The sequence below is a fragment of the Capnocytophaga leadbetteri genome (assembly GCF_003054025.1).
Classification (GTDB): domain Bacteria; phylum Bacteroidota; class Bacteroidia; order Flavobacteriales; family Flavobacteriaceae; genus Capnocytophaga; species Capnocytophaga leadbetteri.
The window spans coordinates 51,750-74,527 of the sequence record NZ_QBKG01000009.1; the positions used below are offsets into that span (position 1 = coordinate 51,750).

General features: G+C 39.2%; 19 protein-coding genes and 1 pseudogene. 13 read left to right on the plus strand and 7 right to left on the minus strand.

Features of this window, described 5'->3' with window-relative positions; all coding sequences use genetic code 11:
* Positions 1-2: 2 nt before the first annotated feature.
* A complete protein-coding gene (gene gyrA, locus C8P65_RS08340; protein ID WP_107782405.1) occupies positions 3-2,516 on the minus strand; it encodes a DNA gyrase subunit A in 2,514 nt (837 codons plus the stop codon).
* Positions 2,517-2,929: 413 nt separating this feature from the next.
* Between gyrA and C8P65_RS08345 the strand changes: the two genes are divergently transcribed.
* Entirely contained in the window at positions 2,930-4,414 is a 1,485-nt protein-coding gene (locus C8P65_RS08345; protein ID WP_107782406.1) for a cellulose synthase family protein, read from the plus strand.
* A gap of 80 nt (positions 4,415-4,494) precedes the next feature.
* Here the strand turns inward: C8P65_RS08345 and C8P65_RS08350 are convergent, their stop codons facing one another.
* Both C8P65_RS08350 and C8P65_RS08355 read right to left on the minus strand, forming a co-directional pair.
* Positions 4,495-4,806 (minus strand): type II toxin-antitoxin system YafQ family toxin, encoded by a 312-nt coding sequence (locus C8P65_RS08350; RefSeq protein ID WP_107782407.1) that lies wholly within the window; start codon positions 4,804-4,806, stop codon positions 4,495-4,497.
* Positions 4,799-5,074 (minus strand): flagellar motor switch protein FliM, encoded by a 276-nt coding sequence (locus C8P65_RS08355; protein WP_107782408.1) that lies wholly within the window; start codon positions 5,072-5,074, stop codon positions 4,799-4,801. Before C8P65_RS08355 ends, C8P65_RS08350 begins: the two co-directional genes overlap by 8 nt.
* Before the next feature lie 179 nt (positions 5,075-5,253).
* Between C8P65_RS08355 and C8P65_RS08360 the strand changes: the two genes are divergently transcribed.
* The 4 genes from C8P65_RS08360 to C8P65_RS08375 are packed head-to-tail and all read left to right on the plus strand — an operon-like array spanning position 5,254 to position 10,531.
* The gene (locus C8P65_RS08360; RefSeq protein WP_425430561.1) at positions 5,254-6,564 is read left to right on the plus strand and encodes a GDSL-type esterase/lipase family protein; all 1,311 of its coding nucleotides are present in this window, start codon (positions 5,254-5,256) and stop codon (positions 6,562-6,564) included.
* A 34-nt stretch (positions 6,565-6,598) separates the two neighbouring features.
* Complete coding sequence (locus C8P65_RS08365) at positions 6,599-8,092, plus strand: LysM peptidoglycan-binding domain-containing protein (protein WP_107782410.1); 1,494 nt, start codon at positions 6,599-6,601, stop codon at positions 8,090-8,092.
* 6 nt (positions 8,093-8,098) lie between these two features.
* Complete coding sequence (locus C8P65_RS08370; protein ID WP_107782411.1) at positions 8,099-9,784, plus strand: MBOAT family O-acyltransferase; 1,686 nt, start codon at positions 8,099-8,101, stop codon at positions 9,782-9,784.
* A 9-nt stretch (positions 9,785-9,793) separates the two neighbouring features.
* A complete protein-coding gene (locus C8P65_RS08375; RefSeq protein WP_107782412.1) occupies positions 9,794-10,531 on the plus strand; it encodes a biotin--[acetyl-CoA-carboxylase] ligase in 738 nt (245 codons plus the stop codon).
* 4 nt (positions 10,532-10,535) lie between these two features.
* On the opposite strand, the gene C8P65_RS08380 is transcribed toward C8P65_RS08375, so the two are convergent.
* Together C8P65_RS08380 and udk are read right to left on the minus strand one after the other, a co-directional pair.
* Positions 10,536-10,844 (minus strand): hypothetical protein, encoded by a 309-nt coding sequence (locus C8P65_RS08380; RefSeq protein WP_009389777.1) that lies wholly within the window; start codon positions 10,842-10,844, stop codon positions 10,536-10,538.
* Positions 10,845-10,846: 2 nt separating this feature from the next.
* Positions 10,847-11,458 (minus strand): uridine kinase, encoded by a 612-nt coding sequence (gene udk, locus C8P65_RS08385; RefSeq protein ID WP_034539628.1) that lies wholly within the window; start codon positions 11,456-11,458, stop codon positions 10,847-10,849.
* A gap of 127 nt (positions 11,459-11,585) precedes the next feature.
* Between udk and C8P65_RS08390 the strand changes: the two genes are divergently transcribed.
* The 3 genes from C8P65_RS08390 to C8P65_RS08400 are packed head-to-tail and all read left to right on the plus strand — an operon-like array spanning position 11,586 to position 13,880.
* Positions 11,586-12,398 carry a M48 family metallopeptidase gene (locus tag C8P65_RS08390; protein ID WP_009389774.1) on the plus strand — a complete coding sequence of 271 codons (813 nt, stop codon included), beginning with the start codon at positions 11,586-11,588 and terminating at the stop codon, positions 12,396-12,398.
* Between the two features lie 31 nt (positions 12,399-12,429).
* Positions 12,430-13,287 carry a glycoside hydrolase family 25 protein gene (locus tag C8P65_RS08395; protein ID WP_107782413.1) on the plus strand — a complete coding sequence of 286 codons (858 nt, stop codon included), beginning with the start codon at positions 12,430-12,432 and terminating at the stop codon, positions 13,285-13,287.
* A 2-nt stretch (positions 13,288-13,289) separates the two neighbouring features.
* Positions 13,290-13,880 (plus strand): 5-formyltetrahydrofolate cyclo-ligase, encoded by a 591-nt coding sequence (locus C8P65_RS08400; RefSeq protein WP_107782414.1) that lies wholly within the window; start codon positions 13,290-13,292, stop codon positions 13,878-13,880.
* Between the two features lie 250 nt (positions 13,881-14,130).
* Here the strand turns inward: C8P65_RS08400 and C8P65_RS08405 are convergent, their stop codons facing one another.
* Together C8P65_RS08405 and purH are read right to left on the minus strand one after the other, a co-directional pair.
* On the minus strand, positions 14,131-14,868 hold the full coding sequence (locus tag C8P65_RS08405) for an MlaE family ABC transporter permease (RefSeq protein ID WP_009389763.1): 738 nt from the start codon (positions 14,866-14,868) through the stop codon (positions 14,131-14,133).
* A gap of 24 nt (positions 14,869-14,892) precedes the next feature.
* Positions 14,893-16,425 carry a bifunctional phosphoribosylaminoimidazolecarboxamide formyltransferase/IMP cyclohydrolase gene (gene purH / locus C8P65_RS08410; protein ID WP_107782415.1) on the minus strand — a complete coding sequence of 511 codons (1,533 nt, stop codon included), beginning with the start codon at positions 16,423-16,425 and terminating at the stop codon, positions 14,893-14,895.
* Between the two features lie 299 nt (positions 16,426-16,724).
* On the opposite strand from purH, the gene C8P65_RS08415 reads away from it, so the two are divergent.
* The 5 genes and pseudogenes from C8P65_RS08415 (at position 16,725) to C8P65_RS08435 (ending at position 22,681) form a co-directional block, all read left to right on the plus strand.
* Entirely contained in the window at positions 16,725-17,975 is a 1,251-nt protein-coding gene (locus tag C8P65_RS08415; protein ID WP_107782416.1) for an ABC transporter permease, read from the plus strand.
* A gap of 25 nt (positions 17,976-18,000) precedes the next feature.
* Positions 18,001-18,744 carry a shikimate dehydrogenase family protein gene (locus C8P65_RS08420; RefSeq protein ID WP_107782417.1) on the plus strand — a complete coding sequence of 248 codons (744 nt, stop codon included), beginning with the start codon at positions 18,001-18,003 and terminating at the stop codon, positions 18,742-18,744.
* 26 nt (positions 18,745-18,770) lie between these two features.
* Positions 18,771-19,373, plus strand: a complete 603-nt coding sequence (locus tag C8P65_RS08425) for a hypothetical protein (RefSeq protein WP_107782418.1) — start codon at positions 18,771-18,773, stop codon at positions 19,371-19,373.
* 76 nt (positions 19,374-19,449) lie between these two features.
* On the plus strand, positions 19,450-21,021 hold the full coding sequence (locus C8P65_RS08430) for a flotillin family protein (RefSeq protein WP_107782419.1): 1,572 nt from the start codon (positions 19,450-19,452) through the stop codon (positions 21,019-21,021).
* A gap of 68 nt (positions 21,022-21,089) precedes the next feature.
* Positions 21,090-22,681: pseudogene (locus C8P65_RS08435) on the plus strand (DUF4139 domain-containing protein).
* Positions 22,682-22,778 lie beyond the last annotated feature (97 nt).

Consider the following 22,778-nt stretch of genomic DNA (forward strand, 5'->3'; position numbering starts at 1 on the left):
TTTTATTCTTCAGTAGAAAGTTCTACTTCTTCAGTAGCGTTATTATCATCGTCATCTTCTTTCATTACTTTGGTAACAGCGGCTATAGAGTCTTTGCCTTTGATGTTGATGAGTTTTACGCCTTGGGTAGCACGCCCTGAAATGCGCAAGGTATCAATTGAAAGACGTATGGCAATACCTGACTTATTGATAATCATTAAGTCTTCGCCTTCGGCTACGCTCTTAATAGCTACTAACTGCCCTGTTTTATCAGTAATAGAAATGGTTTTTACCCCTTTACCTCCACGGTTAGTAATACGATATACTGCCTCGTGAGTTTCAGGATCGTCTATGTATGAACGCTTACCATATCCGTTTTCTGACACTACTAATACTGTCTCTTCAAGTGGGTTTTCGATAGCTATCATACCTACTACTTCATCAGTTTCGGTATCGAGGTCGATACCACGTACTCCTTGCGAGTTACGCCCTACCGCACGTACTTTGTCTTCACCAAAACGAATTGCACGACCAGACTTCACGGCTAACATTAGCTGACTGCTGCCTGAGGTTAGTTTTGCTTCTATCAGTTCGTCTCCCTCCTTAATAGTAATAGCATTAATACCATTCTGACGCGGACGTGAGTACTCTTTGAGTAGTGTTTTCTTTACAATACCTTGCTTAGTAGCCATAATTAGGTAGTTGCTGCTGATATAGTCCTCATCTTTGAGATTTTGCACACTCACGAAAGCCTTAATCTTGTCGTCTTGCTCTATATTGATAAGGTTCTGTACAGCACGCCCTTTAGCAGTCTTGCTACCTTCTGGTATTTCGTATACGCGCATCCAAAAGCATTTACCTTTTTGGGTAAAGAATAATAGGTATTGGTGATTTGAACTTACAAATAGGTGTTCTAAGAAATCTTGATCGCGGGTGGTAGAGGCTTTTTGTCCTACCCCTCCCCTGCTTTGTGTTTTATACTCGCTTAGTGGGGTGCGCTTGATGTAGCCTGCGTGCGAAATGGTAATCACCATTTTGTCGTCTGGTATCATATCTTCTACGCTAAACTCACCACCAGCATACTCAATAACAGAGCGGCGCTCATCACCATATTTTTCTTTAATCTCTAATAACTCTTGTTTGATAATCTCGACACGGCGTTCTTTGCGCGCTAAAATATCTTCGAGGTCGCGTATTTCGGCTAACTTCTGTTCGTATTCCTCTTTGGTTTGCAAAATGAGGGCTTTGTTGATACGACGCAACGCTAAAGCCAGAATAGCTTCGGCTTGTACATCAGTAAGGTCGAACTCAGCTATCAAATCTTCTTTTGGCTTATCGTGAAAACGAATAATCTCAATAGCTTTGCCCATTGTATCTTCAGTAGCCATCACCTTCATAAACCCTTCCAAAATATGGATACGCTCTTTGGCTTTGCGCAATTCGAAATCAGTACGGCGATACACGACATCGTGACGGTGCTCTACAAAGTGATAAATAAGGTCTTTGAGGTTTAACAACTCGGGGCGACCTTTTACTAAAGCAATATTATTGACACTGAAAGAAGTTTGCAGTTCGGTGTGTTTAAAAAGATTGTTCAGCACCACATTAGGCACTGCATCGCGTTTTAGGAAATAGACAATGCGTATTTTGCCACGTGCTGACTCATCGCGTACATCGGTAATACCCTCAAGCTTGCCTTCTTTGACCAAGTCTGAAGTTTTCTTAAGCAATACAGATGTATCTACTTGATAAGGCACCTCTGTAACCACTATACATTCCTTGCCTTTTACTTCTTGGAACTCGGTTTTAGCACGAACAATCACACGGCCGCGACCGGTTTTGAAGGCCTCTTTTACGCCCTCGTAGCCATAGATAATCCCCCCTGTAGGGAAATCAGGTGCTTTAATATATTTGATAAGTTCGTCAATTTCTATATCGTTATTATCAATATAAGCTATCGTACCATCGATGACCTCAGAAAGGTTATGAGGCGCCATATTGGTAGCCATACCCACGGCAATACCTGCTGAACCATTTACTAATAGGTTGGGGATACGAGTGGGGAGTACGGTAGGCTCTTCGCGAGAGTCATCGTAAGTAAGCTGGTGATCCACTGTTTCTTTGTCGATATCAATAAGCATATCTTCAGAGAACTTGCGCATACGTGCTTCGGTATAACGCATAGCCGCGGGAGAGTCGCCCCCCATAGAGCCAAAGTTACCTTGCCCGTCTACGAGCATATAGCGTAGGCTCCAATATTGTGCCATACGCACCATAGTGTCATAGACAGCGGTATCGCCGTGTGGGTGGTATTTACCGAGCACCTCACCCACGATAGCGGCTGATTTCTTATAGGCTCTACTACTGAGTACGCCCATATCGTACATACCGTACAATACGCGGCGGTGTACGGGTTTGAGACCATCACGCACATCGGGTAGGGCACGCGAAACGATTACGGACATCGAATAGTCGATATACGCAGATTTCATCTCATCGCTGATATCTACAGGAATTAGTTTTTCTCCTTCTGTCATAATTATTTTACTCTTTGAAAGTAAGGGTTTTTATTACAATTTAGCGCGCTAAGATACAATGTTTTATTAGAATAGCCAAAGAAAAAGCAATAATTTTTAAACAAGAACGTTTAACTTATTGGTTATCAGAAGTTAGTAATAAAGTAATCTATACGAAGATTGTATGAGATAAGGCTGTATAAGGCTCGCTTATCTTTCGTTTATTGTTCGCTTATCCTTCGCTCATCCTTCGGTGATCCTTCGCTCATCCTATAGGTAAATTGCCTCTTGCCGCTATGCATAATTGGTAAAAAACATAATTAACTAATTAACAATACATTACAGTTTTTTATTCAAAAAAATGTTTCTTTTTTCTTGGCAGTAATAAAAAAACACGTACTTTTGCAAAATGAAAGAACATAAAACAATAATTTATGGCAACATTTATTAATTACGCAATTATTATTATTTATTGCACTGCTTTGATAGGCATCTTTTTGTATAGCCTTTCAATGCTTAGTTTGCTGCTGAATTATCTGAAGCATCGCAAACAAAATGACGAGTCTCCTAAGTTCAATCTACTAGACCCTAGGGAGATACCCTACGTAACCATTCAGCTACCACTTTACAACGAAAAATACGTAGTACCTCGTCTGCTTGAAAACATTGCCAAACTTGAATATCCACGCACTAAGCTTGAAATTCAGGTGCTTGATGACTCTACTGACGAATCGGTAGCAGAAACAGCTGAAATCATCAAAAAACTACAAGCTACAGGCTTAGACATTCAACACATACGCCGCGAGAACCGCCAAGGATTTAAGGCTGGTGCGCTGAAAGAAGGATTGGCTGTGGCTAAAGGTGATTTTATAGCTATTTTTGACGCTGACTTTTTGCCTCAACCTGACTGGCTTAAACGCACTGTTATTTACTTCAAAGACCCTGAAATAGGGGTGGTGCAAACTCGTTGGGGACATATCAACCGCAATTATTCTATCCTTACTAAAATACAGGCGCTTGCTTTAGACGTACACTTCACTCTTGAACAAGTTGGGCGTAACTCTAAAGGTTACTTTATCAACTTCAATGGTACTGCTGGTATTTGGCGTAAAACGTGCATTTACGATGCAGGAAACTGGGAAGGTGATACTCTAACTGAAGACCTTGACCTTAGCTATCGCGCGCAATTAAAGAATTGGAAGTTTAAATATTTGGAAGATGTAGAAACTCCTGCTGAGCTTCCTGTAGTTATCTCGGCAGCACGCTCTCAACAATTCCGTTGGAACAAGGGAGGGGCTGAGAACTTCCGCAAGACAGTAGGTCGCTTGCTCGCTGCTAAAAATATTGGTTGGAAGACTAAATTCCACGGGGTAATGCACCTTTTGAACAGCTCGATGTTCTTATGGGTATTTATTACCGCTATCTTTAGTATACCGATGCTATACCTTAAAAATCAGTACGGACATTTGGGATGGATATTCCACTTTACAAGCTTTTTTATCACTAGTACTATTATCTTGTTTATCTGTTACTGGTTTACCTATAAGAACTTACAAGGGAAGACTTTTGATGACTTTTTGAACTATGTGAAGTTGTTCTTTACTTTCTTCTCGGTAGCTTTAGGGTTCTCTTTCCACAATACTATTGCCGTACTTGAAGGACATAGTGGCAAACGAAGTGAATTTGTGCGTACACCTAAGTTTAACATCAGTTCGCTAAGTGATAGCTGGAAAAATAATAAGTATATCAACACCAAACTATCACCTAATATGATAGTAGAGTTTTTGCTAATGCTGTACTTTGCTTTTGGGTTGTATAGCGCTGTAAAGCTAAACGACTTTGGTATGTTTCCTTTCCACTGTATGCTTACTTTAGGCTTTGGATTTGTATTCTTTAAGTCGCTTACTTCAAAAGCATAAGACGATTTGCCGATTTGGAAATTATAGATATATAAAAAAACCGCTAAGCGAGTGCTTAGCGGTTTTTTTATGTTTTTTTATTAACTAAATAATTCAGAATGTGTACCTATTCTATTAAGAGTGATAAGTTTATCTTCTTCATATTGTTTCCAAATCAGAAGTAAATCAGGCTCTATATGACACTCCATACAGCCTTTGTAATTGCCTATTAACATATGAGGACTCTTATCTGTAGGGATACCTTCACTTCCTTTCTCAATTAGTATCTGTACTATCTTTTCTATTTTATCTAATTTTTTAGGTTGCTTTAGGTATTTCTTTAGTTCTTTTTTATAAAGAGTTGTAGGGATAACAGTATATAGCGCCTCTTTGTCTTCAATTTCATCATTCATCTTCTTCTAATATATCATTAAACATCTGTTTTGCGTTAGTATACCCTTTTACAAGTCCTTTTTTATACTTTTTTACCAGCTCATCACCTTCCTCAATAGCTTCAATAGTTTCTTTATTGGGAATATACTCTTCAATAGCATCAGACACTATATGTACAGGCTCTGCTATCACATTGTACTTCTTGAAAAGAGACTCAAAAATAGGAATATCAACTTCAGGAATACTCACATTGTAATTTATCATCTTGTTATAACTTGTAGTTCTCATATTTTTTCTATTTTAGGCAAAGGTACAAATAATAAATGAAATAACAAATATACTGTAATTCAAAATTATTTTTTATCTTTGCCCCCTGAAAAGAACTAAACATAATAGCAACTCAGTTTGTGAAAACATCTTATTTTAAACAATCTTTTTTCACCCTTATATTAGCAACTGCCATTTTTATGGCTTTCAAAGAGTGGCTACCTGCACGTATCTTTCCTGAAAGTAAGGTAGAAAATGCTGCGGTTGATAGCCTTATGCTTGAGGCTATCTCAGGTAAAGAAATAGAAAAAGTACTTAATCAGGCTAATGATTCATTGGCTAAAAAGAAACATTTGAAGAAATCTGACCAGTATTTGTTGGCTTTCTTCAAAAAACTACAACATTTAGAAACCACCAAAGAAGGAAAAATACGAATAGGCTATTATGGCGACTCGATGACAGACGGCGACCTAATAGTACAAGATTTGCGCTTGCTCTTTCAAGATGCTTTTGGGGGTACGGGAATCGGCTTTCTACCTATCACCTCTGAGTCTGCTAAATCGCGTGCAAGTGTATGGCATACCTATTCTAACACTTGGCGTACACAATCGTATGTGAATGTAAAACGCCCTACACGTCCGTTTGGGGTGTGTGGGCAGGTGTTTTTCACTCAAGGCAATGGTACGTGGGTGCAATACAAATCGTCTAACCAACAACATATCAGTAGTTTATATGCTCCTGCACTCTATTACGGACGCTCAGGCAACAAGGAGGCTAAGGTAGAGATTACCTACAACGATACTGTAAAAGTAGTGAAGCCTCTGAACACTGATAAACTACTAAACGTACTGCCGCTAACTGATGGACAAAATACTAAAGCTGTGCGGATTAGCTTTTACAAAACAGACTCTATTCCGTTTTACGGCATCAGTTCTACTAACACGCAAGGTGTGTATGTAGATAACTTTTCGAGCCGAGGTAATTCGGGTTTGCCTTTATCGCTCTTTAACACTGACCTAATGAACCAGTTTGACGAGCATTTGCACTACGACCTCATCGTATTGCACTTTGGGGCTAATGTGCTAAACTACGGTACTTTAGACTATTCGTGGTACGAGCGCGGTATGACTAAGGTAGTAAATCAGCTTAGGGCTTGCTTCCCTGACACTTCTATTCTTATCATCTCGACTGCTGACAAATCGACTAAGGTAAATATGGAGATGAAGACCGATAAGGCTGTCGTGCCTTTGGCTAAAGCTCAACAGCAATACGCTCACGACACTCATTCAGGCTTTATCAATCTATACGAGCTAATGGGCGGTGAAGGCACAATGAAGCAATGGGTAGAGGCTACCCCTTCGTTGGCAAGCAAAGATTACACCCACTTCAATGCTCGCGGGGCTAAAAAGGTAGCTCACCTTATCTATAACAAGCTAATGGACGAGTATGCACAATACAAAAAGCCTAAGAATACCTCTAAGCCTGCAGCAGAAAACACTTTACACCCGTAAACACACATCTTTTTCACTATAAACAACAATAGCAATGAACAAACACATCAAATTTATCAAGAAACTTATCACCACAGCGTTATTTATCGTCACGGTACTTCTGTATCTGAGCGTGAATTACACTACTGCAGTGAACCTATCATCTATAAAAAGACCTTTAGGCGATAAGCCTACCACAGCTGCCAAAAAAGCTACTAAGAAAAAAGTACCTATTGAGGAGGCCGGTAGCAATATGTACAATGTTACCGCCTTATACCCTTTCTTTGAGAAATTAGTTGCTTTAGACACTTTTCACGACCGCAAGCTCAACATAGTACACATAGGCGACTCGCACATACAAGCTGATGTAATGACCAACATAGTGAGAGGGAAATTACAGGAGGCTTTTGGCAATGGCGGGTTGGGATTGGTATTCCCTTATTCGCTGCTGAAGACTAATGGTGGGCGCAATGTGTCGTTTTCGTCGAACATTGTATGGAATGGTGAAAAGAACTCAGACTTATCAGGCATCAGCGGTTATGCCCTTTCGACTAATAAGAAGGACTTTGTGATAGAGCTCAATCTGAAGAATAAAGACTACGCTTTCAACACACTGAAAATCATTACTCCTAACAACCAGCGTTTTTTTGAGTTGGCTACGAATGTAGGTAAACTGACTCCGATGAAACTTTCAGCCCCAAAATCTATTACCCACAAAGTAGTTAGAGGCGAGACTCTTTACTCTATCTCAAGAAAATATCATACTACTGTAGCCCAGCTACAAAAAGCTAATAGAATAAAAAACAACAATATACGCGTAGGACAAGTGCTAAATGTAGGCAGTAAAGCAGCTGCTGCTCCTGCTGCTACCCAAGTAGATATGAGCAATGCCACTATACTAAATGGCAATACCCTTTACAGCTATTATGCCTATGATAATCTGAACGTATCAGACAAAATATACCTAACTCCTAACACTGAAAGTAGTTCTTTCACGCTAAATGGTATCGTATTAGAAAACGACCAAAATGGTATTATTTACCACTCTATAGGGGTGAATGGAGCGCATTTTTCAGACTATAACAAGTCACCACGCTTTTTTGAACAGATAAAAGCCTTAGCTCCTGACCTTATCATCATTTCATTGGGCACTAACGAAACCTTTGGGCGTATGTCGCCAGAGCGGTATGAAGATGAGGTAAGCAAGTTTATCAGTGCTATCCGTAGCCAATACGGACAATGCCCTATATTACTCACTACCCCTCCGCCTTCTCTCTACAAGAGGAAAAATCCTAACCCTTTGTGTATGGAGTATGCTAATACTTTGATAGACAACTCGATAAAAGACAACTATAGTGTATTTGACCTTTATCGTGCTGTAGGTGGTTGTGAGGCTATGCAACGCTTTATAGACGAAAACCTAATAGCAGGCGACCGTGTGCACTACACCCGCGATGGGTATATAGAGCAAGGGGACTTACTATACGACGCCTTTATGAGCAATTACTTAAACTATAAAAAACAGTCTAAACTTTCATTAAAAAACTAATTTGAATTGAACACATCAGCCTTAGCTCAGTGGTTTATTAACAACTTTTCATTCACAACAGAACAAATAAAACAGTGGTTTACTTTTGATGCCCAACACCCAATGCTTTTTAATAGCAGCTTGTTTTTGGGGCTTTTCTTAGTATTCTACTGCGTGTATATCATCACTAAGAAATACGCCCATTTTCGCACCGTATATGTTACTCTGTTTTCGCTGTTTTTTTACTACAAGGCAGGAGGTAACTATTTTGTATTGCTTATCTTATCCTCGTTGATGGACTACTATTTTGCAGGGCGCATACACCGCAGTCAGCATCCTGCTACTCGCAAGTTATTCTTGGCAATAAGTATGGTGACTAACCTTGGGATATTAGGCTATTTCAAATACACCAACTTTTTAATAGATAGTTTTAATGCTGTACTACATAGCAATTTTGCTCTGCAAGATATCTTTTTGCCGGTAGGTATTTCGTTCTATACTTTTCAGACGATGAGTTATACTATAGACGTATATCGCCGCGAGATTGAACCTGCTAAGTCTTTTTTGGATTTTGCTTTCTTCGTATGCTTTTTCCCTCAGTTAGTAGCAGGGCCTATAGTGCGTGCTAAAGACTTTATTCCGCAGATTTACCAAAAGATACAGCTCACCAAAGAAGAAACCTCATTAGCTCTCTTTCTCATCATTGGAGGGCTGCTGAAGAAAGCTGTTATTTCTGACTATATATCGCTGAACTTTGTAGATAGGGTATTTGATGCACCTAATAGCTACACCGCTATTGAAAACCTAATGGCTGTGTATGGCTATACATTGCAGATATACTGCGATTTTTCGGGCTATTCGGATATGGCAATAGGCTTAGCCCTTTTGATGGGCTTCACTCTACCTATAAACTTTCGTACGCCTTACCAATCAAAGAATATTACTGAGTTTTGGAGACGTTGGCATATCTCGCTCTCTACTTGGTTAAAAGACTATTTGTATTTTTCGGTAGGAGGCAACCGTAAGGGTACTTTTTGGGGGTACTTCTTCCCTACTCTATTCTTTGGAGCGACCCTTGCGTGGGCTATAAACATACGCACGCATACAATGCTGCCTTTATACATCACTTGTGGGGCAATAGCACTATTTGTTTTTGCTATTTTAGTATCAAAAAACCGGAAGAAATCAGTAAGAAGCCACTTCAACCAGATGACCACTATGCTATTAGGAGGACTTTGGCACGGGGCAAACTTACGCTTTATCATCTGGGGTGCACTACACGGCTTAGCATTGGCTATACACAAAACTTTTGCAGAGTACTTCCCTACTGCTACTGATGGCAAACGCAGCGTGATAAGCCGGATAACAAGTCCGTTCTTTCTACTGATTACCTTTCACTTTGTAGCTTTTTGTTGGATATTCTTCCGTTCGCGTGATTTTGATATTGCCTTGACTATCATTCACAATATAGGCGAACTCTCATTTAATTGGCAGCAATGGCACACTATTATTATGGGGTATAAAAATGTATTCCTACTAATGGCAATAGGCTATGTATGGCATTTCTTCCCTCAGAATATGAACGAACAACTGAAGAATTTCTTTGGTAGTATGCCTATACTTTTTAAAGCTGTTATTATAGCACTTACTTTTTGGGTGGTATACGCTACTGCTTCGAGTGGTGCTCAGCCTTTTATCTATTTCCAATTCTAACTATCCGCTATGAAGCTCATCACCCTGCCTACTACCGACTCTACCAATCGCTATTTGAAAGATTTGGTGCATAGCGAGGCAGTACTGCCTAATTACCTAACTGTATTTACCCCCGTACAAACAGCAGGTGTAGGGCAATATGGAGCTAAGTGGCAAAGCGAGCCCAATACAAACCTAACATTTAGCACTCTTTTCATACCTAAAAACCTAACTATAGAAAGAGCCTTTATACTGAATATGTTAGTACCTTTAGCAGTAGTGAAGGTTCTAAAAGCACAAGATATAGCAGCAGAAATCAAAATTAAATGGCCTAATGATATTATTATTGAGCGGAAAAAAGTAGGTGGAATCCTCATAGAAAATATAGTACAAGGACAACAAATAGTAAAGAGTGTGATAGGAATAGGGCTAAATGTAAATCAACGTGATTTTAGCGGACTACCCAAAGCCTCATCATTAGCCAATATAACAGAAAGAGCATTTAAGGTAAAAAAGCTACTAAAAGAAGTGATGAAAGCATTGGAAGAGATGTTGAAAGAGGTATCAGCTACGTCCTTTGAGCAGGTATATGAAGAGTACCAAGAGTATTTATTTCAAAGAGAAAAAGCATCAGCCTTTCGACCAAAAACAGGGAAAGATTTTATGGGGATTATCAGAGGAATAACCCCTAATGGAGCTTTAATAGTAGCGACAGAAACAGAAGAAATAAAGCAATTCCAACTAAAAGAAGTAGAATTGCTTTATTGATTTGCTAATTAATAGTATCATATTCGATGATAAACACTTCTTCATCATCGTGTTTGAGGTAATATACCTCTCTACCTAATTTTTCCTTACCCTCTTCGGTATAGAGTTCTTGCAATTCCTTTTTATCTTTCTCTATTTCGCGAGATAAAAATTGCTTTTGTTTGTTGAGTTTTTCCATTTCTTTGCTCAACTCTCTATGGGTAAGCATTGAAGCACTATCAAAAAACAGCATCCATATCGCAAAAACAGCTGATATGGCGAGATAAAGACGGCGGCCTTTTAATAGCGAGAGATATTCGAATACTTTTTTCATTACTATTGAAAGATACGATTATGCACTATAGTTTTGATAATATCAATGGCTACAGTATTACGTCTGTTGTTAGGGATAATAATATCGGCAAACTCTTTAGCAGGTTCTATAAATTCTAAATGCATTGGTTTGAGGGTAGTTTGATAGCGATTAAGCACTTCGTTTACATCGCGGCCTCGCTCAGTAGTATCGCGCTTGATACGGCGAATAAGTCGCTCATCAGAATCAGCGTGTACAAATATTTTAATATCGAAAAGAGAGCGGATATCAGGATGCGAAAAGATGAGGATACCTTCTACAATTACCACTTTAGTAGGTTTTACTAACACCGTTTCTTTAGTACGGTTATGCTCTACAAAAGAGTAAGTAGGACTCTGAATTGTTTCGCCTGCTTTTAGTTTTAGTAAGTGCTGCTTTAGTAGTTCAAAATCAATAGAATTCGGATGGTCAAAATTATTTTTAGTGCGCTCTTCAAAAGAAAGATGACTTAAATCTTTATAGTAAGAATCTTGCGAAATAACGGTTACTTCTTCGCCTGAAAGTTCTTTAATAATCTGATTTACAACGGTTGTCTTACCACAACCTGTACCTCCTGTAATTCCTATAATTAGCATTTTCATAAAATTTTCGGCAAATGTAAGAAAAAAACAGCAGCACACCAAAAATAAAAATCAGCAAACATTTTGATATTCTGCATAAAATCGCTACATTTGTCGCATCAATCTTAAAAAAGAACAAAAGATGAAAAAAATGATGCTTACAGTAGCCCTCTTTGTAGCTACTTTTTCAGCCGTTGAGGCTCAAAAAATCAATTTAGGGAAAGCGGTAAGCGCTGCTAGCAAAGGAGCGCAAGCCTTAGCTTTCAGCAATGAAGACGCTAAAAAACTATCGAAAGAATCGGTAGAATGGATGGACAAGCATAACCCTGTAACCGACAGTAAGAGTGCTTATACTAAACGTTTAAATCGCTTATTTGGCAAACACAAGAGCGAAGACGGTCTCGACCTAAACTATAAAGTATACCACGTAGTAGACATCAACGCTTTTGCCTGTGCTGATGGTAGCGTACGCGTATTTTCTTCATTAATGGACTTGATGACAGACGATGAGCTTTTGGCTATTATCGGACACGAAATTGGGCACGTAAAGAATGAAGACACTAAAGACGCTATTAAGTCAGCCTACCTACGCGCGGCAGCACAAGATGCAGCAGGAGCTGCCTCTGGAGCAGTAAGAGCCTTAAGCGATAGTGAACTCGGAGAAATGGCAAACGCTATGCTTGATGCTAAACACAGCAAAAAACAAGAGTCTCAAGCTGACGAGTATGCCTATAATTTTATGAAGAAACACGGGTATAATGTGGTAGCCGTTTACACTGCTTTTAAGAAAATGGCACTATTATCAGGAGGGGATAATCAAAGTAAATTCCAAAAAATGATGAGCTCACACCCTGATAGCGAAAAACGTGCTGAAGCAGCTAAAAAACGTGCTATCAAAGACGGTCTATGGAAAGACCCAGGAGAGGTAACCCTACCTACTACCCCTATAAAATAATCTCTTATTTTAGCTGTATTCATATCAAAGAATGAGAAAAAAACAACAAAAAACTCCCCGTACTCTTAAAAAAAAGAAATTTACCGTTGGACGCTTTTTAGCATTCATCTGTATTTTTACTATTTTGGCAGGTGTAGGGGGAGTTTTTTATCTTAGAAATTACTACCCTGGTATCTACCAGAAAATACTCAATCGAATATCATCAAGAAAGATAAACAGTGCCTACGAAAGCCAACGTATAGAGCGCATCCTCAGTCTATATAAAGGTAAAGTATTTGGCTGCGACCTATCTCATTACCAAGAGCGTGAAGAGATAGAGTGGGACAGCCTATACATACAAAACAAGCAACTGAAATTCCCTATAAAATTCACTATCTTCAGAGCTACTATGGGCAATGAGGCTACTGACAAGAATTTTAACCATTTCTGGCAAGAGGCAAAAAGGCAAAATCTTATCAGAGGGGCTTATCATTACTACCGTCCTGATGAAGACCCTAAGCTACAAGCTGCCTCATATTTAAGAAATACTAATCTACAAAAAGGAGATTTTCTTCCTATCCTCGATGTAGAAAAACTGCCTAAACAAAAGTCTTTAGAGCAATTCATAGCTGACATACAGACTTGGATGGATATAGTAGAGAAAAAATACAAGCAAAAACCTATCTTATATACCTATATTAGTTTCTACGAGGACTATCTATATTACCATTTCAAAGAATATCCGTTATGGGTAGCTAACTATAACAATGTAGCGGTACCTACCTCTCTTTTCGACTGGAAGATGTGGCAATTTACTGAAAATGGTATTACTGCTGGAGCTAAAGTAAAGATAGATTTCAATGTATTTAATGGTGATGAAAATGACCTAAAAGAACTCTTAATAGACTAACTATGACAAAAAAAGAAATTCGCACCCTCTACAAACAAAAGCGTAGCGAACTAACTGCAGCAGAGCGCGACACTATGAGTATGCAGATAGCTAATCAGTTACTGCAATTGCCTATATGGCAGCACCATATCTACCACCTATTTTTATCAATAGAAAAACTATGCGAAATTAATACCGAATACATTCTAGATATACTTTATGGCAAAGATAAACAGGTAGTAGTACCTAAAATAAACCCCGAAACGAAAACTCTCACAAGCATTGCTCTGACTGATGAAACCCTTTTGTGTACTAATCATTGGGGAATAGCTGAGCCTGAAAGCGGTACTATTATACCCCCTAATAAAATAGAAGTAGTATTCGTACCCCTCCTTGCTTACGACCTATATGGCAACAGAATAGGCTACGGAGGCGGTTATTACGACCGCTTTTTAGCTGAATGTCCTGCTAATACACTAAAAATAGGACTCTCCTACTTCGCTCCTGCTTCAGATTTCAGCAATCTATGTCATCTGAGTGATTTTCCTTTAGATTTAACCGTTACCTCTACTTCTGTTTATCAATTCACTAATTTGCTATTTAAAATTAATTAGTACTTTTGCTCACACTGACGAGTTTCACATCGCAGGGGTAGGAGTAAATGCCAAAGCAGGCTATATCAATATGTATGATGTACGCACTACTTACGACATAGCTGACAAAGCCAAACACGATTTCTTCTTCTTTGAAACCGTATTAGGTATAGGAGGTACATTTAGATTCTAAACCTTATAATTCCTAATAAAACAAAAAGCCGTCTGAGATTTGTATTCTCAGACGGCTTTTTGTTTATCATCTATTTCTTTAAGCGTAAAACAGTTGCGTAATCACCGAGTTAGTAAGGATAATTACAATACTTGTCCAAACGAATGACACTGTACTAGCTTTTCCGACGTCAAGAGCGCCTCCTTTCATATAATAACCGTGATAAGAAGGTATCGTTGCTAAGAAAAACGCAAAAACTACCGTCTTAGTAAAAGCATATACCATACTATAGGGCTTAAAATCGTATTGTACCCCTTGTATAAACTCACTCGAGGTAGTATAACCGCTCATCACTGCCGAAGCCCAGCCCCCTAATACCCCTAAATACATACCCATCGCAATAAGAAAAGGCATTAGCATCAGAGCAACTATTTTAGGGAATACCAAGTAGTTTACCGAGTTAACCCCCATAATATCAAGCGCATCTATCTGCTCCGTTACCCGCATCGTACCTATGCTAGAGGTGATAAACGAACCTACCTTACCTGCCAAAATAATAGCCGTAAAAGTAGGAGCAAACTCAAGCACGATAGACTGACGGGTAGCAAAACCTATCAAGTATTTAGGAATAAAAGGACTGTCAATATTCAGAGCCGTCTGTACTGCTACTACTCCCCCCACAAAGAAAGAAATAAAAGCCACAATACCGATAGAACCAAATATCAAGTCATCAATCTCACGCAAAATTAAGTCTTTGGTGATAGACCAACGCGTACGTTTGCGAAAGATGTCGTAGAGCATTATAAAATAACCTCCTATAGCAGCTATGTGTTTCATACGTGTTTTTTAAATAGCGTTTAATTAGTGTTTAAAATGTCTTATTCCTGTAAAGACCATTCCCATTTGGTGAGCATCGCAGTAGTCTATGCTCGCTTGGTCTTTGATAGAACCACCGGGTTGTATTACCGAGCGAATACCTTCATTATGAGCGATTTCCACACAGTCAGGGAAAGGGAAGAAAGCATCACTTGCCATTACAGCATCATTCAGGTCAAACTTAAATTCTTTAGCTTTTTCAATAGCCTGTTTAAGCGCATCTACCCTACTGGTTTGCCCCGTACCACTGGCTATCAACTGTTTATTTTTAGCCAATACAATAGTGTTAGACTTAGTATTTTTGCATATCTTAGAAGCAAAGAAAAGATCTTCTAACACCTCAGCCGAAGGTTTAACCGCTGTAACATACTGCACATCAGCAAGACTATCAGTTTTAAGGTCTTTATCCTGAGCCAAATAACCATTTAGGCAAGAGCGTACGCTGGTAGTAGGCAACTGACTTTTCTTTTGTACCAAAATAATCCTGTTCTTCTTTTGTTCAAGAATTTTCAAAGCCTCATCGCTGTATGAAGGGGCAATAATCACCTCGAAGAAAAGACTGTGGATAGCTTCAGCTGTAGCCGAATCAATCTTAGTATTAGCGATTAATATACCTCCAAAAGCCGACACTGGGTCTCCTGCCAAAGCATCTTTATAGGCTTCACAAATAGTTTTGCGAGTAGCCACCCCACAAGCATTGTTGTGTTTAAGGATAGCAAAAGTAGGGTCGTCATTAGCAAATTCAGCCATTAAGTTTACGGCAGCATCCACATCTAAAAGATTGTTATACGAAAGCTCTTTGCCGTGTAGTTTATCAAAAAGAGCCTCAAAATCACCATAAAAACGACCTTTTTGATGAGGGTTTTCACCATAGCGCAATACCTCTCCTTTAAGTTCGTTTATTGCTAAAGTAGGTATTTCTTCTGTTTGATTGAAGTAGTTAAAGATAGCCGTATCGTAGTGCGAAGATACTCTAAAGGCTTGAGCCGCAAAGTGTTTGCGTTGCTGTAAAGTAGTGCTGCCGTGTTGCTCGTCTAAAATGTGCAATAGGTCAGCGTATTGGTCTACCGAAGCCACACATAGCACATCTTTAAAGTTTTTAGCAGCAGCGCGGATAAGCGAGATGCCTCCTATATCTATTTTTTCAATAATATCTTCATCAGATGCCCCACTGGCTACTGTTTTTTCAAAAGGATACAAATCAACAATTACAATATCAATTTGAGGGATAGAGTATTGTTTCATTTCGGCAATGTCCTGTGCATTGTCTTGGCGGTTAAGAATCCCACCGAAAATTTTAGGGTGCAAAGTCTTCACCCTTCCGCCAAAAATAGACGGATAATCAGTAATAGTTTCTACCGGAATCACCTCTACACCTAGTTTTTTAATAAAGGTCTCAGTCCCTCCTGTTGAGTAGATAGTGATGCCTAAAGTTTTCATTCTGTGAATGATAGGTTCTAATCCTGTTTTATCGAAAACAGAAATCAATGCAGATTTTGCTTGCTTTGCAGTGCTCATTTGAAAAAAAATGTTTGTATTTTGGCTACAAAGGTAGTAATTTAAAAACAACTGACAAATGATAAAAGCAGAAATTTTTTCTGTAGCCACCTACCCTATACAAACCATATAGGAACGATACAGGAAGAGCGAAGGATAGGCGAACAATTAGCGAAAAATAAACGACTAATAATCGTTATCAAAGCAGAAAAATTTACTACCTCTATAGTAAGCTCATATTAATTCCCAAATTTTATTATTGACTGATTAGCTATTTAGCAAATTAGTTGTATATTTGCAAAAAAACCAGAAAACTAACTATGCTTATCTATTTACAATTATTAAAAGAGAGTTTCAATTTTGCTATCAAATCGCTGCGAGACAACAAACTCCGTACTTTCCTATCACTCTTAGGCGTTACGGTGGGTATCTTCTCTATTATCTCAGTTTTAGCAGCAGTCGATTCGCTAAACCGCGGTATCCAAGAAAACCTTGCTGGCTTAGATAAGAATATGATTAACATCTCTAAATTTTCTTTTGCCCCTACCGACGTACCTCGCTGGCAACGACTCAATTTTCCACAGATTTCTTACCAAGATTTCGAGTTTATGAAGCGTGAAATACCGAATACCGAAGTTGTTGTATTTCAGTTATACGGAGTTAATTCGCCTATAAAATACAACGGAAAAACGATGCCTTCTACCACCATACAGGCTACCTCAGCAGGCGTGGAACAGATTAATGACATTAGGATAGAAAAAGGCAGGCTTTACACTGAAGCTGAAGCCAATGCAGGGGCCGCGGTGGTGATATTGGGGCATAATCTTGCTGAACAGCTCTTTGGCGAAGAAGACCCTATTGATAAAGAGGTGCGCATTTTTGGCAGACGGCTAACTGTTATCGGGGTGCTCAAAAAATACGGTGAGGGACTGGGCGGCGGGCCTGACGACAATGCCTTTGCCCCTGCTAACTTTATAAGAGGATTTATGAATACGGGTCCTCAAGGATTGCCCACTGGGGTAGTGCTAAAGCCTAAAAAAGGGGTGGATATAGCTGAATTTGAAGCCGTACTGCGCCAAAAGTTTCGCACTTATCGCGGACTAAAACCTGATGATATCGATAACTTTTTCATCAATAAAATGTCTTCATTTACTGAGATGATTGACGAAACTATCGGTATGATGAACCTCGTGGGCTGGATTGTCGGGGGCTTCTCTATTTTGGTGGGGGGCTTTGGCATCGCTAATATAATGTTCGTTAGCGTGAAAGAGCGCACCAGCTTGATAGGGGTACAAAAGTCGTTAGGAGCTAAAAACCAGTTCATTCTTTTCCAATTTTTGTTTGAAGCAGTGCTTTTAGCGATTATCGGTGGTCTATTCGGACTTATTTTTGTATGGCTCACCTCCTTTGCCGTCAATGCTGCTACTGACGATTTTAACTTTGTGTTATCGCTAAAGAATGTCGTTATAGGCTTAGGCATCTCATTTGTGGTAGGCTTGCTTTCAGGCATCATTCCAGCCTCGTCTGCAGCCAACCTCAATCCGGTAGAGGCTATCAGAGCAGGGCAATAATCATTCACCATTCATACTTTTTAAAATGAACACATACGCTCTTATTGGCAAAAACATCGACTATTCTTTCTCTCGACAGTATTTTACTGAAAAGTTCAAACGCGAGGGCATTACTGATTGTCAGTATATCAATTTCGACATACAATCGCTTGATGAGCTGCCTGCTCTCTTAGCTTCGACCTCTAACGTAAAGGGTATGAATGTTACCATTCCGTACAAACGCGACATTAGGCAGTTGCTCTCGGCCGTTGATACTACTGCCCACCAGATAGGAGCTGTAAATACTATCAAGGTTACCCCTATTGGACTCATAGGCTACAACACTGATTATTACGGATTTGCAGAGTCATTACGCCCTCTTTTGCGCCCTGAGCACACCCACGCGCTTATCTTAGGCACTGGGGGAGCTTCGAGTGCTGTAGCTTACGCCCTCAGTCAGTTGGGTATAAGCTACCGTTTTGTGTCGCGCACCCCTGCTACAGGTCAGTTTACATACACCGACCTTACCCATTGGGTATTGCAGCAATATCTACTTATTATCAACTGCACTCCTTTGGGCACCTTCCCTAACATTAGCGACTGTCCCCCTCTACCCTACCAGCACCTCAACGCTTCGCATTTGCTGTACGACCTTATTTACAATCCTGCTGAAACCACTTTCTTAGCCAAAGGCAAAAAGCAAGGCGCCACTACCTGCAACGGACAGCGTATGTTAGAGCTACAAGCCGAAAAAGCGTGGCAGATTTGGCAGAATGAAGCAGGAAATTAATTATCTCCAAAAATAAAATACAACAAATGAAACATCTTTTTATAACACTCGCCTTATTGTGCATAAACACCCTTTTAGGGCAAGAACTCATCGGAAAAGATTGGAAGATAGACAGCTTTTTAGCTCTATACCCTGAGGTTACCGATGCGTATTTCTTAACGGACTCTGAAATGAAAAAATACCGAGTAGGACGCGACAGTATCACCCTAAACCTCGATACAGATTCAGGTACTTACTACTTACACAAAATATCTAAAAGCGAGATACATCTTATAAAAAGTAAGGGCAAGCGTTCTACGGACAAACAGCGAGCAAAAGACGCCAAAGCCTTAGCTTATTTCTATAAGCATTTTGAGGTTGGAAGTCATTCCCCTAATCCTTCTTTTAGTCTAAAAAGTGACGTGCCAAAAGAGGAACGCATTGGCAAATTTGCGCGCAAGTACTTTCACCTAACAAGCTACACTATTCTCAAAGGTTTTTCTGATATTTTTGTTACTTATTATTTAGTAAAAGACCTTAAAACCAACACTAAGTACTACCTACGCGAAGAGTATTTCAACGGAAAAGTAACGCTGTATTATTACACTGAAAAAGATATAAAGAAACTCACCAAAAAGAAGAAAAAATAATTTTGGTAAATCATAAATAATTTACTATCTTTGTGCCTACAATTAAGTGCTAACAATTTTAAAACAATTATATTCAATGGAAACACTTGCTTCCCCTGTAGGACTGATTGTCATTTTAGCTATCGTCCTTTTCGTTACTATCTCGTCATTAGTGGCGCGCTACAAACGCTGCCCTTCTGACAAAATCCTTGTTATTTATGGTAAAACAGGGGGTACTTCTGCTAAATGTATTCACGGTGGGGGTGCCTTCGTATGGCCTGTTATTCAAGACTTTGCCTACTTAGACCTGCGTCCGCTATCTATCGAGGCAAACCTTACTAACGCCCTGAGCCGTCAGAACATACGGGTAGACGTGCCTTGTCGCTTCACCATAGCTATTTCTACCGAAGCTGAAAATATGAATGCGGCTGCCGAGCGCCTTTTGGGTATCTCACCAGAGCAAATACAAGAGCTGGCTAAGGATATTCTATTCGGTCAGTTGCGTTTGGTAATCGCTACGATGACCATTGAGGAAATCAACTCAGACCGCGATAAATTCCTCGAAAACATCTCTAAAAACGTCGATAGCGAGCTTAAAAAGATTGGTTTGAAGCTCATCAACGTAAACGTAACCGATATTAAAGATGAGTCAGGCTATATAGAAGCGCTTGGTAAAGAAGCAGCAGCCAAAGCGATAAACGAAGCCAAAATAAGCGTGGCTGAACAAGAGAAAATAGGGGAAACCGGTAAAGCACTTGCTGACCGCGAGAAAGATACCCAAATAGCTGAAACACACCGTGATAGAGATGTAAAAATAGCTATTACCCAAAAAGATAAAGAGATTAGCATAGCCGAAGCTAAGAAAGACGAAACGGTGGGTATTGCTGAAGCTAAGAAATTTGAGTCTATTGGTAAAGCCGAAGCCGATCGCGATAGCCGTATCAAAATTTCAGAAGCCAATGCGGTGGCTATCAAAGGGGAAAACGAGGCAAAAATAGCCATTGCTAACTCTGAAGCGCTACGCCGCGAAAAAGAAGCTGAATCATTGCGTATAGCTATTTCAGCAGAAAAAGTACAACAAGCAAAAGCCCTCGAAGAAGCGTATTCTGCTGAACAAAAAGCCGAATCAGCTCGTTCTGAACGCGAACGTGCTACCCAAGTAGCTAACATCATCGTACCTGCTGAAATCGATAAACAACGTGCTATTATCGAGGCACAAGCCGAAGCTGAACGCCTCCGCGAAAAAGCCAAAGGGGAAGCAGATGCTATCTATGCCAAAATGGAAGCTGAGGCGAAAGGTTTGTTCCAAATCCTCACCAAGCAAGCCGAAGGGTACAAAGATGTAGTGGGGGCTGCTGGTGGCGATCCTACCAAGGCATTCCAACTACTCCTTATCGAAAAACTGCCTGAATTGGTTAAAACACAAGTGGAAGCTGTTAAGAACATTAAGATTGACAAAATCACTGTTTGGGATTCTGGCAAAGGCGAAGATGGCAACAACTCTACCGCCAATTTTGTATCAGGAATGATGAAAACCGTACCACCACTCAACGACCTCTTCAATATGGCTGGTTTAAACCTCCCTACTTACCTTGCCAAAGACGGTAATACCAATAACAAATTGTCAGAGGCAAATGAAAATAGCAAAGACGAAGTACAAAAATCATAAAACAAATAACTAACAACTGACTTTGGCAAAGTTTGATACTTTGCCAAAGTCTTTTTTACTAACAGCTAATGAAACACCTTATTACCTATCTTTTATTGTTTAGTTCAGCACTTATGCTGGCACAAAAGCCTCAATTTACTAATGCTAAACTTGATGCTGCAACCGTGTATTTTAATGCGGCTGAACTTACTCACAGCCTAAGTGCCAACCTCAGTAAAGGAACTAATGAAATAGTTGTGAAAAATGTAGCTAACAACCTAAATGAAAGTACACTCCGTATTTTAGCTCCAAAGAATGTAACAGTACTTTCAGCTCAATTTACTACTGACAATTATACTGACAATTTACAACCTAAAAACAAGCAAATAAAGGACAGTATAACATTGCTCAGCAGTCAAATAGACAAACTAAACAACCAAATAACAGCCGAAAAGCAAATAATAGAGTTTATCAAGGAAAATAAAAAGGTTTTAGGGAGCAATACGTCTCTAAATGTAGCTGAATACACTAAGTTTATCAACTATTCTAAGGAAGAGTTAATATCTTCGCTTGATAGAGTAGATGTTTATACCGAAAAGCAAAACAAATTACGCACACTTCAATACAAATTAGAGCAGCGTCTGAAAGGAGAAGTGAGCAAGGAAGAAACTCTTTCTAATGGCAAAATTGTATTGCAAGTAATGAGCGAAATGCCTCAAAAAGCTGATTTTGTAGTTAGCTACATCACGCCAAATGCCACTTGGACTCCTTTTTATGATCTTCGTGCAGAGAATATCAACAGTCCATTAAACTTAGTGTACAAAGCCCAAATAAGACAGAATACAGGGGTAGACTGGAAACATATCAAGCTGAGCTTATCGAGTGGCAACCCTAATGAACAGAACGAAATTACCTTATTGCATGCTTGGTATCTTCGCTTTGGCAGTCGTTATACTGAACGGCAAACAGCTTATATTGCTAATTCTCTTTCTTATAAAAAAGCAGTTAAAGATACTGAAAAGAATGTAATGAATGAGGTTAGTATGGATAGATATACTGAAGTAAATGAAAATCAGCTCAACACCTCATTTGATATAAATACGCCTTATGATATTCTTTCCAACGGAAAAGAACATAGCGTATCACTTAAAGAGCTCAAAATTAAAGCTAAATACGAGTATTATGCAGCCCCACGTGTCGATAATGGCATATATTTGATAGCCTTAGTCGATGATTATTCGCAGTACAATCTGCTTGCCGGTGAAGCTAACATCATCTTTGAAGATATGTATGTAGATAAAACGATGATTAATCCACATCAGACTACCGAGAGTATGCAGCTAACGATGGCAATGACAAGAAGATAAGTGTAAAACGCGAAAAAGTAGTTGATAAGTCCGAAACTAAGTTCATTTCTAGTAATAAAGAGCAGACTTTTACATACGAAATAACGGTAAAGAACAACAAAAAAGAAGCTATCGACCTAAAACTAAAAGATCAATACCCTCTTAGCTCTGATGATAAAATACAAATAGAGCTTTTAGAGTCATCAAAAGCTGAAATCAACACAGAAACAGGCATTCTTACGTGGAATACAAACTTAAAAGCAGGAGAAACTAAAAAGTTCCGAATTAGTTATAAGGTAAAATACCCTAAGAATGAAATAATAAGTAATTTATAAATAAACGTGTTTAAACTTTTTTGAGGAACTTGGAGATAAACCCTAATAAAAGCATTCCAATCCAAGTTACATCAAGATACTCGTATCTCATTATCAA

Coding starts and splice junctions, on each gene's coding strand:
- C8P65_RS08415 (WP_107782416.1), top strand. CDS start 16,725: ATGCTTATCTATTTACAATTATTAAAAGAGAGTTTCAATTTTGCTATC.
- C8P65_RS08345 (WP_107782406.1), top strand. CDS start 2,930: ATGGCAACATTTATTAATTACGCAATTATTATTATTTATTGCACTGCT.
- C8P65_RS08420 (WP_107782417.1), top strand. CDS start 18,001: ATGAACACATACGCTCTTATTGGCAAAAACATCGACTATTCTTTCTCT.
- C8P65_RS08390 (WP_009389774.1), top strand. CDS start 11,586: ATGAAAAAAATGATGCTTACAGTAGCCCTCTTTGTAGCTACTTTTTCA.
- purH (WP_107782415.1), bottom strand. CDS start 16,425: ATGAGCACTGCAAAGCAAGCAAAATCTGCATTGATTTCTGTTTTCGAT.
- C8P65_RS08365 (WP_107782410.1), top strand. CDS start 6,599: ATGAACAAACACATCAAATTTATCAAGAAACTTATCACCACAGCGTTA.
- gyrA (WP_107782405.1), bottom strand. CDS start 2,516: ATGACAGAAGGAGAAAAACTAATTCCTGTAGATATCAGCGATGAGATG.
- C8P65_RS08360 (WP_425430561.1), top strand. CDS start 5,254: ATGGCTTTCAAAGAGTGGCTACCTGCACGTATCTTTCCTGAAAGTAAG.
- C8P65_RS08430 (WP_107782419.1), top strand. CDS start 19,450: ATGGAAACACTTGCTTCCCCTGTAGGACTGATTGTCATTTTAGCTATC.
- C8P65_RS08350 (WP_107782407.1), bottom strand. CDS start 4,806: ATGAATGATGAAATTGAAGACAAAGAGGCGCTATATACTGTTATCCCT.
- C8P65_RS08355 (WP_107782408.1), bottom strand. CDS start 5,074: ATGAGAACTACAAGTTATAACAAGATGATAAATTACAATGTGAGTATT.
- C8P65_RS08425 (WP_107782418.1), top strand. CDS start 18,771: ATGAAACATCTTTTTATAACACTCGCCTTATTGTGCATAAACACCCTT.
- C8P65_RS08380 (WP_009389777.1), bottom strand. CDS start 10,844: ATGAAAAAAGTATTCGAATATCTCTCGCTATTAAAAGGCCGCCGTCTT.
- C8P65_RS08405 (WP_009389763.1), bottom strand. CDS start 14,868: ATGAAACACATAGCTGCTATAGGAGGTTATTTTATAATGCTCTACGAC.
- C8P65_RS08375 (WP_107782412.1), top strand. CDS start 9,794: ATGAAGCTCATCACCCTGCCTACTACCGACTCTACCAATCGCTATTTG.
- udk (WP_034539628.1), bottom strand. CDS start 11,458: ATGCTAATTATAGGAATTACAGGAGGTACAGGTTGTGGTAAGACAACC.
- C8P65_RS08395 (WP_107782413.1), top strand. CDS start 12,430: ATGAGAAAAAAACAACAAAAAACTCCCCGTACTCTTAAAAAAAAGAAA.
- C8P65_RS08400 (WP_107782414.1), top strand. CDS start 13,290: ATGACAAAAAAAGAAATTCGCACCCTCTACAAACAAAAGCGTAGCGAA.